Origin of the sequence: Rothia sp. HMSC068E02 (assembly GCF_001813565.1) — a bacterium.
In the GTDB taxonomy this organism is placed as follows: Bacteria; Actinomycetota; Actinomycetes; order Actinomycetales; family Micrococcaceae; genus Rothia.
In genome coordinates this window covers 25,623-39,678 of record NZ_KV812862.1, presented here as the reverse complement: position 1 = coordinate 39,678, position 14,056 = coordinate 25,623, and the positions used below count along the sequence as shown (strand labels likewise).

Genomic DNA, 14,056 nt, shown 5'->3' with positions numbered 1-14,056 from the left:
GGCGCGTTATACCGCTATATATCAGCTAAAAATCAAAGCAGCTGTGAATGGAATACATACCATTCGCAGCTGCTTTGTCGTTTAGAACAATGTTTAATTTTTAGTTGATAAAAGTCTCAATTAAATATTGAATAAAATATTAATATGTACTTTAAACTTTCTATGGCGGTGTAAAACAGTCCATTCACTGTGCACCGCCATAGCCGTGCGACAGTATGTGGAACACGCACATCATTGGTGCACACCAAAACCGCGTATCGCCGCACGTCAGCCCCTATTCATTGCCGCTTCTCACTATTCCTCAACGCACTCCTTTCCCCTTTTCTTATTCGCTCCATTGGCGACCCCGCGGTCGACCCAAAAATCGGTTCCTTCCGGCCGGTTCCCAACCACAATTACATAAGGACAGCCCATGCTTCCGGTTATCTCCCGAGCACTCACACCCACCACTCGCGCACGCCGCACCTTCGCTCTCGCCCTCGCCCTCGCCCTCGGTGCCGTACCCGTCACCTCCGCGGTGAGCGCACAGCCTGCCGCCCACGCTGCAGAACCCGCAGTGAACCTGCAGCTCGTCATCAAGACAGAGCAGCCCAAGGACGATCCCAGCTACGTAGAATGCGTCGCCAACTTCCTTGGCACCATGAGTGCCACCCCCGGCGTGTGGGCGGTCTGCCACGGCTACCTCGACAGCGAAGAATACACCGTCACTCGCCGCCACAGCACCGCAACCGTCACCCGCGGCCAGCTGGTGCGCATGCTCTACCGCATGGCGGGATCGCCGACCGTCAAGAACCTGCCCAAGACCTCCCCCTACAAGGATGTGGCAACCACCGACCCGGACTACCCCGCCTACATCTGGGCGGCGGACGCGGGCATCACCTCCGGCTGGGATGACGGGCTCTTCCACCCGGACGACTACGCCACCCGCCACACCCTCGCCGCGTTCCTCTATCGCGCCGCAGGTAGCCCCGACGGTGCCGCGCGCCTGCGCCAGATCCGCCGTCCGCTACGTGCCGAAGTCAAGAAGACTGAGCAGTTCAAGACCGAAAACCGCTGGGCAGCCCGCACGCTCGGCGCCTACCCCGAAGTGGACCGCGACGGTGACGGCGCGGCAGACGTGGTGGACCCCGCCAGCCCCCTGTACTTCTCCGACGCCCTGTACATGCTCAAGGCGTACGGCGATAAGGGCCTGAAGGTTGTGGGCACTCCCGCCGTTGACTAGGAGTAATACCGACCAGATTCAGTGCTAACTAGATTCAGCGCTGACTAGCGCATATATTCACCGCCCGCCGGTGCGACCCAATGGGTTACGCAGGCGGGCGGTGTGCTGTTCTGGTTGATTGCGAGCGCCCATGCCGCCGCGCAATCGCCTCCGCGCAATGAGAGGCGCCTGCTCTGCACCCGCTAAGCTAGAAGGCATGAAGATTGCCACCTGGAACATCAACTCAATCCGCGCCCGTGAGAACCGCGTCGAAGACTGGCTCGACGAACACGACGTTGACGTGCTCGCCCTGCAAGAAACCAAAACCAAGGACGAAACCTTCCCCTTCGACCTCTTCGAATTCATGGGTTACGAGGTTGCGCACTTCGGCCTGAATCAGTGGAATGGCGTGGCAATCGCCTCCCGAGTTGGCCTCGAAGATGTGCAGCGCGGCTTCGATAATCAGCCGCACTTCGGTAAGCCCGGCGAACCCGAGGTGCTGGAGGCGCGCGCGATCGGTGCGACCTGCGGCGGCGTGCGCGTCTGGAGCCTCTACGTGCCCAACGGCCGCGGCCTGACCGACCCGCATATGGACTACAAGCTCCGCTGGATGGAGGCGCTGCGTCAGAACGTGCACAACGAACTGGCTGCTAACCCGCAGTCGCAGCTCGCCCTGGTCGGTGACTGGAACGTCGCCCCCGAAGACGCCGACGTGTGGGATATTGACTACTTCCTGCGCAACGAAATGACTCACGTTTCCGCACCCGAACGCCGCGCCTTCGCCGCCCTACTCGAAGAGGGCATGGTGGATGTAGTACGCCCGCACACTCCGGGCGAGTACACCTACTGGGACTACCAGGCGGGCCGCTTCACCAAGGATGAGGGCATGCGCATTGACTTTCAGCTGTTCTCGCCTGCGCTTGCCGCACGCGTGGAACGTGCCTGGATCGATAAGGTGGAGCGCGCCGGTGAAGGCGCAAGCGACCACACGCCGGTCGTGGTTGAGATTGCCGACTAAACGGAGCGTATAGCTTGCCGTAGAACCGCGTGCAGTAAGGAAGCGGGGGAGGGGTCCCTCGCCTCCTTGCTGTATCTGCTGGTGCTTCTGCCCTGTGTTTCTGCGTGCCTGCCCCTGGGTTTCTGCCAATATTTCAAGGTTTTCTGTGTGGCTTAGTTGAAAAGTTCGGCTAGCCGAACTATTGTTAAATTCCGCCCGGGACGACAGGCAAAAGCGCATTATGATGCCTGCGCAGACACAACCGTGTCCCTAGCGTCCCGGCGCGGCAAATTCCACACATCAACCACATACTCAAACCCGTGACTTCCAATGAAGGATGCCTCATGAACGCTCTCACCCCCGCAGGCAGCAACGCACGCCGCCTCATCCAGGCGCTCTGCGCCGCCCTCGCACTCACCCTGCTACTCGTACTCACCGGCTGCGGTAGCACCGCCAGCACCACCGAAGGCGCTAAGAGCAGCAGCGGCAAGAAGACCGTGCTCACCACCTTCACCGTGCTCGCAGACATCGCCCGCAACGTGGCAGGCGACGACCTGAATGTCGAATCCCTCACCAAGCCCGGCGCCGAGATTCACGAGTACGAGCCCACCCCCTCCGACCTGAAGAAGGCGCACGCCGCCGACCTGGTGCTCGACAACGGCCTGAACCTCGAATCCTGGTTCGCGAAGTTCGTTGAAGAATCCCATGCTAAGCACGTGACCGTCTCCGAGGGGGTCACGCCCATCTCCATTACCGAGGATGCCTACGAGGGCAAGCCCAACCCCCACGCCTGGATGAGCCCCAGCAACGTACAGAAGTACGTGGACGTGATGATTCGCGAATTTAGCGCCCTCGACCCGAGCCACGCCGCCGACTACAAGTCCCGCGGTGAAGCCTACAAGAAGCAGCTGCAGGGCGTGCGTGACGAGCTCGTCAAGGAAATCTCTACCCTGCCCGAGAACCAGCGCGCACTGGTCACCTGCGAAGGCGCCTTCTCCTACCTGGCGGCAGACGCGGGCCTGAAGGAAAAGTACATTTGGGCGGTCAACTCCGAACAGCAGGCGACCCCCTCGCAGATTTCCTCCGCGATCGATTACGTGCGCGAGAACCAGGTTCCCGCCGTGTTCTGCGAATCCACCGTCTCTGATAACCCGATGCGCCAGGTCGCAGACGCCACCGGCGCACGATTCGGCGGCGTGCTCTACGTGGACTCGCTCTCCGAGGCGAACGGCCCCGTGCCCACCTACCTGGACATGATCCGCTACGACGCACGTACCATCGTTGCGGGCCTCAAGGGCAACTCCTAAACCCGGCATAAACCCCGAATAAACCCGGCATAAACCCGGGCCAACCCCGGCATCGAAAACCCTGGGTAAACCCCAAACCCCCGATAGGATAGGAGGGGCGTCGCCTTCTTGGCTCCGCTCCTCCCACGCCGTTAACACTCGCTCACACAGCACCCACTCAGCAACACGCAAGCAAGTACACCCGCCCCACGCATACGGTGACCACCAGAAAGAACACAAGGAATGAGCACTCTTCTCAGCTGCGAAAATGTGCACGTGAACTACGGGCCAGTCCGCGCCCTCACTGGCGCATCCTTCACCCTGGACACCGGGCGTATCTGCGGCCTGATCGGCATGAACGGCTCCGGCAAATCCACCCTTTTCAAAGCCATCATGGGGGTCGTACCCATGCACGCCGGCAGCATCACCCTCGACGGGCAGCCCGTCGGCGGTAACCGTGGCAGCCGCGGCAAGAACGCGCACCATCACCGCGCCGGGCTCGTCAGCTACGTGCCGCAGAGCGAAGAAATCGACTGGACCTTCCCCATCTCCGTGCGCGAGGTGGTCAGCATGGGACGCTACCGCAACCTCGGCATCACCCGCCGCCTGCGTGCCGCAGACCGTGCCGCCGTGGATGAGGCGCTCGCCCGCGTGGAACTGACCGACCTTGCCGACCGTCAGATTGGGGCGCTTTCGGGCGGTCAGCGTAAGCGCGCCTTCGTGGCACGCGCTATCGCTCAGGGCGCCCAGCTGCTGCTGCTGGATGAGCCTTTCGCCGGCGTGGACAAGCGTAGCGAAGCGATGCTCATTCAGGTCATCGAACAGCTGCGTGACGAGGGCGCGACCGTGCTGGTTTCCACGCACGACTTGGCGAGCCTGCGCCAGTTCGCCGACGAGGCGCTACTGCTACGCGGCGATATTCTGATGCACGACACCCCCGAGAAGGTGCTCGCCCCCGAGAACCTGGTGCGTGCCTTCGGCATGGAAGTGGACGCCGGCGCGCCGGTCGCTGCTACCGGCACTACTGCAAACAGCTCTGCGGAAGGGAAGAACTAAATGGACATCCTCAACTTTCTGGTGGAGCCGCTGACCCTGCCCTTCATGCTCCGCGCGTTCGTGGTCACCGTCATAGCCGCCGCCGTCTGCGCCCTGCTCTCCTGCTGGCTCGTGCTGCTCGGTTGGTCGCTCATGGGTGACGCAATCTCGCATGCGGTGCTACCCGGCGTGGTGCTCGCCTACATTTTCGGTGCGCCCTTCGCAGTGGGCGCGGTCATTGCCGCACTCCTGGCTGTGGCGCTCATCGGCGGGGTGCGGCGTAGCGGCCGCGTGCGCGAAGACGCCGCGATCGGCATCGTGTTCACGACCATGTTCGCGTTCGGTCTGGTGCTGATTTCGGTCACGCCGTCGAATACCGACCTGAACCATATTCTCTTCGGTAACGTGCTGGGCGTGTCCTGGTCGGACGTCTGGCAGGTCGCTATCCTCGCGGTGGTGGTTGCCGCCGTGCTGCTGGTCAAGCGCCGCGACTTCGTACTGTACGCCTTCGACCCGGGCTTCGCGCAGGCGGTGGGGCTGCGTCCGCGTCTGCTCGGCGCGCTGCTACTCATTATGCTGGCGCTGACCTCCGTGGTGGCGCTGCAGATCGTGGGCGTGGTGCTGGTCGTGGCGATGCTTGTCATCCCCGGCTCCACCGCACGCCTCATTACCGACCGGTTCGTGCCGATGCTCGCGGTGAGCGTGGGAGTCTCCCTGCTGGGCACGCTGACCGGCCTGTACGCCAGCTACCACGCGGATGTATCCCCCGGTGGTGCCGTGGTCGTCACGCAGGGCATACTGTTCGCCCTGGCGTACGTGTTTGCCCCGCGCTACGGTCTGCTGGGCAGGATGCGTGCCCGCCGACTCAGCACTGCCGCAACGAAAACTGAGCCCTCAGCTTCCTAAAACTAACTCAATACAGCGCTAGGCGGAGGCCCTTTACGGGACCTCCGCCTAGCGCTATTTTCTGAAATTCTAGGGTGCCTCTACCGCCCTGCGCCTAGCGCACCGTGCGGGACACGAACAGGGAGGCGGTCGCCTCCGCACCCAACGGAATAATGGTGCCGCCGGGCTTCACCGCGCCAGCCGCGTCCGTCTCGTGCAGGTTGCCGGAACCGGCACCGACCACGCTCACGTTCACCGCCTCCGAGAAGGGCGCACCCTCCTCAATGTGTAGGCGCACGCCGGGCACAAAACCGTGGCCCTGCAGGTAACGCAGCAGGCGCGGGTCATCATCGTTAATGCGTTCGAGCACGACTGTTTCGCCGGGTTCGCACTGGCTCAGCGGCACGGTCTGCGGAAAACTAATATGCCCCGAAGAATCCGGAATCGGGTCGCCGTGCGGGTCGCGGGTCGGGTGCCCCAGCAGGGTGTCGATGCGGTCCACCATGAAGTCGGATACCGCGTGCTCCAGAACCTCCGCCTCGTCGTGCACACGGTCCCAGGTGTAGCCGAGCGTCTCCACGAGGAACGTCTCAATGAGGCGGTGGCGGCGGATCATTGCCAGCGCGTAGGAGCGGCCGGTTTCAGTAAGCTCAATAGCGCCGTAGGGCTGATGCTCGATCAGGTCGGCGGCGGCGAGGCGCTTGAGGCCGTCAGATACCGAAGAAATGCGCAGGCCCATGCGTTCTGCCAGGGCGGATGCGGTGGCAGGGGTTTTGGTCCATTCTTCGAGGCTCCAGATTTCCTTGAGGTAGTTCTGGGTGCTGACGGAAAGTTCTGAAAGAGGCATAAAGATAAGTCTACCTTTTCTCTGGTTTTGCCCGCCGAGTTGCAGGGTATTCAGCGCGGGCTTAAAAAGCGTCCCGCCCGGATAGTTCACCCCTGGCAGGGGGCGACCATCACGGGCGGGATCAGGTGTTCGGTTCCGCGCCGGCAGGTACAGAAGGCTGGCAGGTACCAGGTACGAAAGGCTGGCAGGCGCGAAAGAATGAGGGATGCGCGGCGGCGGTTAGGTGGCGCGGCGGCGCGAACGGTCAATACGGGTCAGCAGTTCGATGAGCGCACCGCGTGCCGCCTGCTCCTCGTGCCAGAGGGAGCGGACGAGGGTGCGGCTGACTGCCTGGGTGGTGATGCCGAGTGCGGTTGCGGCGGCCTTCTGCTGGCCGCGCACGCCGGGTACAAGCAGGTTTACTACGCGCCATTCGGCGTCGGTGCGGTCGGCACATACGCGGTAGAGCAGGCGTGCGGAGCCTGCGGCGAGGTCGGCGAGGTGGCGGTTGTCGGCGCTGACGCTGATGCAGCGTACGGGTGCGCCTCCCTGTGCTTCTTCGACGGCGAGGCGTGAGAATTCGAGGGCGTCGCCGGTGCAGTCGGTGGTGCTGACGGCGCCGAGTGCGCCTGCGAATCGGGGGATGTTGAGCTCGCCGATTCCGATGCCGACCCAGAAGCCGTTATCGCGCGCGGCAATGAGCGCCGCGTGGAGTGCGTCGCTGGCGCGGTCGAAGGCGCCCTGAATTTCGTCAGGGTATGTCTGGGCGAAGGCAACACGCGGGTTGAGCTTTGCGAGTTCGTCCGACAGTGCAGTGAGTGAGTGCTGTGCGGAACGTTGAATAAAGGTTAGAACGAACACCTTCCTATTATGCCGTAAAACCTTCAACAAGCGGCGTAAGGTTCGCCGTAATACCGGCAACATTTAAACCCCTAAAAATGCGCATTGATAAGGGGAATTATCGTGAGCGTGCACTGTGTGCAGAAATCCTCGAAAGGACGTAGAACACCCCCGAAAGGAAAATAATTTTCATGCAAGTGCACGTTGAATTATTCGCTTTCGGGGGCGTTGAGTGGAGTTGATAGACGGGGCTACCGCGGAACTACTGTGCGTTCGTTACCTGCGAGATATGCGGCAGCTGACGCAGCGGCTTCTGGAATACCATCACCACCAGCGATAGGAAAATGAACACCGCGTAGAACAGCGCCGTGTACGTAATACCCCAATCAACAATGAGGAACCCAGCCAGCAGAACAGCCAGCGGGGTCAGCGCCATGTTCGGGATACCCTGCACCGAGTGCACGCGACCGATCATGTGCTCCGGGGTGGACGCGTTAATGTACGCAATGATGCTCGAATTGAAGGAGGGGAGCACAATACCCGCCAGCACAATCAGCAGGCACACCGCCCACAGCATCGAATGAACCACCGGCAGCAACAGGTAGCAGGCCGACATGATGGCCAGGGAGGTGATACCCAACGGGCCGAGCGCAAACTTCTCGGTCAGCGGGCCGACCAGGAACGAGCCAAGCAGCACACCCACACCGAAGGCGCTCGCAAAGATACCGATGAAGAGCGGGTGTGCGCCCTCCAGGGTGTAGTAGTAGATGAAGGTGAGCGGAATGCCGACCGTTCCAAAGTTTGCAAGTGTTGAAACGAATGCAATGGACACCAGCACCTTGTTCTTCAGGATGTACTCGAAACCGGCTTTTGAGTCCTGCCAGAAGCTGGTTTTCTCGCCTTCCTCCTCTTCTGCGGGGTGCCGACTAGCGCCGTAACTCTTGGGTGCGACGATGAATGCCAGCAGGTTGACGACCGCGTGAACTGCGGTCATGAGTACAGTCGAGAAGCCGATAATGATGCCTGCGACCGGGCCGCCCAACAGGTTAGCGGTGGACTCGCGCGTCTCACCCATACCGGAGGCGTACCCCAGATGTTCCTTGGGGACTACGCGGGTGATGATGGACTGTTCACTCGGGTAGTCGAAGGTGGAAATGATGGCGGCGAGAGAAATCGTGATCACCAAAACGTAAATGTTGGTGACGTTGAAAACGAGGTAGAGAAGAATCGCTATCCAGGACAGTGACTGACCGATACAGGACAGCGCCAGGCACTTTGAGGGGCCGATTCTGTCGACCCATGTTCCAGATACTGCTCCGGCGCAGGTGGCGAGAACACCTGCGACGAAGAGGGTGATACTCGCAGCTTCGGGGGAACCGGTCAGCGCCAGGATAATGATGGGCGTGGTGATATAGCTCATCGAGTCTGAGAGCTGGTTGGCTCCAATGGCGAAGAGAGTATTTCGAAAATCTCTATTCTTGAGTAGTTCGGTGTTGACACTCATGGGGGACCTCCACTATGGGGTTTATGGTGTCGCGCGGCGTGCAATCCGTCGTACGTAGTTCATTGTGCGCAATTCGTAGCGCGCAATCGTATGAGTGAATACCCCGACAGTCGGCTGTGCCTGTCTGTATTTGCCTGTATTCGTCTGTTTTCGCTTGTTTTTGCCTGAGTCCGCCGGTCATCACGGGCCCGCCGGTCATCACGGGGTGGTTGAGGATGCACGGGGCGGCTCATCGGGAGCCCCCGCACAAATAGTGTGTCGCGCGGTACTTTAGATTCTATAAGAGATGTGAATCATATACATGAACGCTAGTTGAAAAACTTTCCTCATTTTGAGTATTGACATTAGGGTTAGTTTGACTATAATTCATTTTTGGTGGTTCCACCCGGCTAAACCCTGACTAAACCCCGGCCGAACCTCAGCTAAACCCGATTCCGGGCACGCCAAAAACGCCCCCACTAGGCAGCCCCGCAACGTAGCTGGCGGGGGAGTGTAGAAGAGCGCAGAATAAGGGCCGCACTAGGGGTGCTACTCCACCAGGCCCGCGAAGCCCGACAGAGCCAGCACCTCCTCAACATCCTGCGGCACCGAACGCGCCACCCACGGCGAATGCACCAACACCGCCTGCCACTGACCGCGCGACACCGCCACATTCAAACGATTCGGCGACAGCACAAACCCGGCACCGCGCCCAGAATCAACCCGCGACGACGCCAACGACACCAACACCACCGCAGCCTCCTGACCCTGGAACTTATCCACCGTACCCACACGCACGCCAGCACCCGAAGAATCCGCCAAACCAGCAGCAATCAGCGCCTCACGCACACAATCAACCTGCGCGTTATACGCCGCCACCACAATGCAATCCTCCGCCGCCAACGGGCGCGGCTCAGCACCAGCCGCCGGAACCCACTCACGACCCAACAACTCGCGCACGCAATCCACCACCGCCTGCGCCTCCTGCACAGAACGCACCGAACAACCCGCATGCTCCACCGGATACGACACCACACCCGGCGCAACACCCCGCAGGGCGCGACCAGCCGTCGCCGCCGCGCTCGCCAACGCGCCATCATACGACAGCCACGAAACCCGCTCGCACAACGCCGAATCCATACGCCACGACTCACCCAAGAAATAGCCAAAACGAGGATCCAGCGCCGCCGCACCATCAGACAACCAACCCAGCGCCGAAACATCCACCGGGTACGGGTGCACACCCGTCGACACCTGCGGCAACTGCTGCGGATCGCCCAACAGCAGCACCGAACGAGCCGCACGAGCCGCCGCCACCGTATTCGTGAGCGAGAACTGGCCCGCCTCATCAACCACCAGAACATCTAGCGACCCGGCAGGCACGCGACGCTCACTCACGTAATCCCACACCGTACCGCCAAACAGCAGGCCGCCCGCACCAGAAATCAGCTCCACCAGCTCAGAATCAGACACCTCAGACCACGGGGCGTCCGGAGTCACCGACTTACCGCGCAGACGCACCGCACGCGAAACATCAAAACCATCACGGGCACAGCACGCCAACATGAGATTCTCAATCACCGCATGCGACTGAGCCACCACGCCCACCTTCGCACCCTCAGCCACCAGACGCGCAATCACATGCGAGGCGAGGAAGGTCTTACCCGCACCCGGAGGGCCCTGAACCGCCACATAGGAATGGTCGAGAGCGCGAACCGCCGCGTGCACGGCATCCACCGTGGGCAGGTCAGAGGCGGAAAAATCAACCTCAAGGGGTAGATTTTCTGCATTCTTGGCGTTCGAGGCGCCCTTCTTCAGGCGCGGCGCGCGGCGGAACAACAAATCCGTGGAGGCACTCTCCACCCCCGTCAGCGAAGCCGCCGCATCGAGCACGCTCGGCAGGGTGCTGGGGGAGGAGGGGGTATTGGAGGGCTTGGAATCCTCGCCGGGCACGGGGCCATTAAGCACGGGGTCGCTCGGCATGAGGGTGCCGTTGAACAGCAGCCCGTGCACATCAGCCTGCAGAGCCGCCTCAATCGTCGCCGTAGACACCGGATCGCCAGGACCAATACCCGAAGGCAGGGCACCGTGCGGCTCATCCTTCACGCGGATGCGCTCCTGCAGAAGCACCTCCAAGAACTCGCCAGCCGACTCTGCGCCAGCCTCTTCAGGGTCCGTAGAATCCTCGGAACCGGCACGGAAACCACCCTGCGCCACAGCCAGCACACGCATGCCAAAGAAACCGGTCGCCGCCAACTCGGCGGGCACACGCTCACCCGGATTCGACGCACGGAAATAATTCAGCTGCGACTCCATGCGGTCCAGCGCAATCTGCGGGCTCAACCCCGCCTCATACGTACAAAAAACCGCACGGTCAGAGGGTGCAATCACCAGGCTCGGATCAGCCTCAATTCGCGCACGCAACAGGCGCACCTGCGCGCCGCGCACACGATACCAGCCGGGGGCGTCTTCAACCTTGGTGGGCTCTTTCATTGTGGCGGCAAGCGCCTCCAGGTCTGCGGGGGTTCTCAGAAGAGCATGCGCATGCTCCACCGAAAGCACCTGCACCCGATCAAGGTACGCATAATCGCGGCTCGCCACCCACGCCGTCGGACCGTCCTCCAGACGGCGAATGTGCTCACGCCAGAACGGGGCACGCTCGCGGCGATGATAATTCGTCATGGACAGCAGCATTGCCGCCTCAAGCTCACCGGCACCCCAGCCATGCTCCGCCGCGTGCTCCTCCAGGGAGGCGAGCTGGGCATCCAGCAGGCACTGCAGGTGGTACTGTTCGCTGTCGTTCTCCACCGCGGCGGGCACCCGGTACATGACCGGGTGCTCCTCAGTTTCCGGATTCTCGGCGGTATCTTCGGCAATGTCTTCGGTGACGAGCTCCGGGGCGTCGGTCGCGAGGGCAAGAGATGCCGTCGCGTTCAGGCACGCCGGGCACTCGTCGCAGGTCAGAAAATAGGGGATGCGCTCGGCAAGTTCCGCCGGTTCTACACCCTCGTTCAGTGCCTGGGTGAGCAGCAGGAGACGTTGCTCTTGCAGGCGAATTAGCGGCAGAATACGCGCCGAATCAACCCGGTGAGGTTGAGGAACGGGGGAGTGGTGCTCAGTGGGCTCCGATTCGGACTCCGCGCCGTGCCCCAGATGAAGGTCGAGGCGCGCGGCATTCTCGGCACTCTCGGCATTCTCGGCGCTCTCGGTTGCACTAGCGGTCAGTAGGTGTGCCGCCAGGGCACCGCGCAACAGTGCCCGATGCGCCGCCTCACCCAGGTGCGGGGTGCAGACGATTCGGGCGGTATTGCTCTCGGCGGTGCTGTCCGTAGCCGGGCAGTCGAGGCGGTCGAGCTCCACCGTGTAGGTCAGCCCCGCCGCGGAGATCGCCACCAGGGGCACCGGGTGCGCTGTGCCGCCCGCATGCTCACTGCTAACTACTCCACTGCCGACTACTGCACTGCCGACCATTCCGCCCTCGGTTAGCACCCGCAGGCACTCGCGGTACGCTTCGCGGGCGCGCTCCAACTTCTCGTGGGTCGGGTGGGCAGACTGCTTCTGCGCACGCTCCCGAAGCTCGGTGTAGAGCCGCAGCTCGCAGGCGGAGGTAGCGGTCAGATCAGCGAGGGTGAAGGTAAGGTCCATGGTGACTTTTCTGCTGGAGGAGAGAAACAAAGCGGGCGTGAAACCCTGCCGGGTGAGCGGGCGCGAGTCCCGGTTGAGGAGTCTGTCGGCACCCCGTGCCCCTCTCACCCCGAGAGGTTGATTTTCAGGTTTCACGTGAAACATTACAGAAAATCAACCTAAGTGGGATGATTTAGGGGGGATTTCGGGGCTATCCGGGTGAACACACTAGGAGACTGCACTCGCCGCGGCCGCGGTAGAAACTGCCGCCGCGGGCGCCGCCGAAGCGCTCGCCGCTACCGCAGAGGGGCTGGCAGAAGCACTCGGCGCAGTCGAACGGTTCGCAATCGCCGCCGCCGCCGCGTCCACGCGTTCCTTCGCGGCGGGCAGCGCATCCGCACCGCCCAGATCGTTCAGAATAATCGCGAAAATCAGGCGGGTGCCGTTGGGTCGGGTCGCCACACCGCACAGCGAAGACACCGTGTACAAGGTGCCGGTCTTCGCCTGCACAAAAGTGCGTGCGTGCACGGCGTTCGCCGCACCAAAACGACCGGACAGGGTGCCGCTCACGCCCGCGACCGGGAACGTGCTCATCAGCTGCTCCGCATGCTCATCAGCATTCAGCAGAGCCACAACCTGCACGAGGGTTCGGGCGGTCACGCGGTCCGTCAGGGACATGCCGCACACGTCCGCCTGCACCAGGTTTTCAATGTTCACGCCGGCATCCACGAGCGCCTGGCGCACGGTCTGCTGTGCCGCCTCGCCGCTGCCTTCCTTACCTGCGGCAACGGCGGCGCAACGGCCGAGCACCTCGGCGAGAGCGTTGTCGGATTCGAGCATCATGTGCTGTGCCTGCTCCAGCAGGGTTGCCGACTCGACCGCGGCGATTTCGGCTGCTTCCGCGGGGGCGGTGCGGCGCTCCGCGAGGGTGAAGCTCATGCCGGACTCCTTGCCGGCGGTGTTGAGTGCATCCACGAACGCCTGCTGGGCGGCAACCGCCGCATCATCCGGGCGTACCGGGTTGCTTGCGGTGGACTTGCCCGGCACCGTGTGCGATTCGAGCGCAATGGGGTGAATGGGCGTGATCTGGCCGGACGCCACATCGGCGGCATCCCAGCCGGGGTTCACGCCGGGGCCGCTGAAGAAGGTGCCGTCAAGGTAGACGGGCAGCGCCGCGGTCGGCTTCTCGCCCTGAAGAAGCGCCTTCACGGTCAGCTCGGCGAGGGTGGTCAGGCCTGCGCGTCCGACAATCTGCTTCGGGTTGGAAGCGCCCGCACCGAGCAGGGTGTCGCCGCCTGCCATGAGGTACAGTCCGGCGGAGTCGCGGGTGACGCGGGTGCGCAGGCGCGCCTGCAGGTTCGCGTAGTGGTTGAGTGCGAACAGGGTCAGCACCTTAAAAGTGGAGGCGGGCACGCGCGCGGTGTCGGCGTTGGCGGCGTACAGGTCGGCGGGCGCGGTGGTTGCCTTAATGCTGGGCAGGTTGCCGTCCATGCCGGTGACGAGCAGGCTGTACTGCGGGTAGGTGCCGTCCGCGAAGAGCGCGGTGAGGGCGGCACGTAGCTGTTCCTGCTCTGCTTCGGGCAGTGCGGGGGCGAGGGTCGGGGTGGTGCTCGGGGTTGGGGAGGCGGTCGCCTCGGCGGTGGCGGTGGGGCTGCCGGTTGCGCTGCCGGTGGGGCTTGCGGAACCTTCGGGGCGTTTCTGTTCGGTTGCGGCGGATCCGCAGGCGGTGAGGAGGAGCATGCCGCCGAGGGTGAGCGCGGCGCGGCGGGTGAGGGTGGTGGTCTGGGCGTTGTGCTTGTTGGAAGGCATCTTTTGAGCATAGCGGGCAGATGGGGTGCCTATCGAATTTATGCGCCGGTGCTGGGATGCTCATGCCGCG

10 protein-coding genes are annotated in these 14,056 nt (G+C 62.6%); 5 read left to right on the top strand and 5 right to left on the bottom strand.

All coding sequences use genetic code 11. The features are described from left to right. The first annotated feature begins 412 nt into the window (after positions 1-412). From HMPREF2919_RS00165 to HMPREF2919_RS00145, 5 genes are all read left to right on the top strand, one after another. Positions 413-1,222, top strand: coding sequence for an S-layer homology domain-containing protein (locus HMPREF2919_RS00165; RefSeq protein ID WP_070634659.1), 810 nt, complete (start codon positions 413-415; stop codon positions 1,220-1,222). A gap of 196 nt (positions 1,223-1,418) precedes the next feature. Beyond that, positions 1,419-2,219 (top strand): exodeoxyribonuclease III, encoded by an 801-nt coding sequence (locus tag HMPREF2919_RS00160; RefSeq protein ID WP_070634658.1) that lies wholly within the window; start codon positions 1,419-1,421, stop codon positions 2,217-2,219. A gap of 323 nt (positions 2,220-2,542) precedes the next feature. Further along, positions 2,543-3,505 carry a metal ABC transporter substrate-binding protein gene (locus tag HMPREF2919_RS00155; RefSeq protein WP_070634657.1) on the top strand — a complete coding sequence of 321 codons (963 nt, stop codon included), beginning with the start codon at positions 2,543-2,545 and terminating at the stop codon, positions 3,503-3,505. Between the two features lie 222 nt (positions 3,506-3,727). Then, positions 3,728-4,540, top strand: a complete 813-nt coding sequence (locus tag HMPREF2919_RS00150) for a metal ABC transporter ATP-binding protein (RefSeq protein WP_070665592.1) — start codon at positions 3,728-3,730, stop codon at positions 4,538-4,540. Continuing rightward, complete coding sequence (locus HMPREF2919_RS00145) at positions 4,541-5,425, top strand: metal ABC transporter permease (protein WP_012902755.1); 885 nt, start codon at positions 4,541-4,543, stop codon at positions 5,423-5,425. It abuts the gene before it with no gap. 94 nt (positions 5,426-5,519) lie between these two features. Here HMPREF2919_RS00145 and HMPREF2919_RS00140 read toward each other — a convergent pair whose 3' ends face one another. The 5 genes from HMPREF2919_RS00140 to dacB form a co-directional block, all read right to left on the bottom strand. Next, a complete protein-coding gene (locus HMPREF2919_RS00140; protein ID WP_005504316.1) occupies positions 5,520-6,251 on the bottom strand; it encodes a metal-dependent transcriptional regulator in 732 nt (243 codons plus the stop codon). A 219-nt stretch (positions 6,252-6,470) separates the two neighbouring features. Beyond that, complete coding sequence (locus HMPREF2919_RS00135; RefSeq protein ID WP_005507641.1) at positions 6,471-7,091, bottom strand: hypothetical protein; 621 nt, start codon at positions 7,089-7,091, stop codon at positions 6,471-6,473. 241 nt (positions 7,092-7,332) lie between these two features. Next, positions 7,333-8,574, bottom strand: coding sequence for an MFS transporter (locus tag HMPREF2919_RS00130; RefSeq protein ID WP_070665589.1), 1,242 nt, complete (start codon positions 8,572-8,574; stop codon positions 7,333-7,335). Between the two features lie 528 nt (positions 8,575-9,102). Next, complete coding sequence (locus tag HMPREF2919_RS00125; RefSeq protein WP_070665586.1) at positions 9,103-12,198, bottom strand: DEAD/DEAH box helicase; 3,096 nt, start codon at positions 12,196-12,198, stop codon at positions 9,103-9,105. 207 nt (positions 12,199-12,405) lie between these two features. Then, positions 12,406-13,986, bottom strand: a complete 1,581-nt coding sequence (dacB, locus tag HMPREF2919_RS00120; protein ID WP_049352723.1) for a D-alanyl-D-alanine carboxypeptidase/D-alanyl-D-alanine endopeptidase — start codon at positions 13,984-13,986, stop codon at positions 12,406-12,408. Positions 13,987-14,056 lie beyond the last annotated feature (70 nt).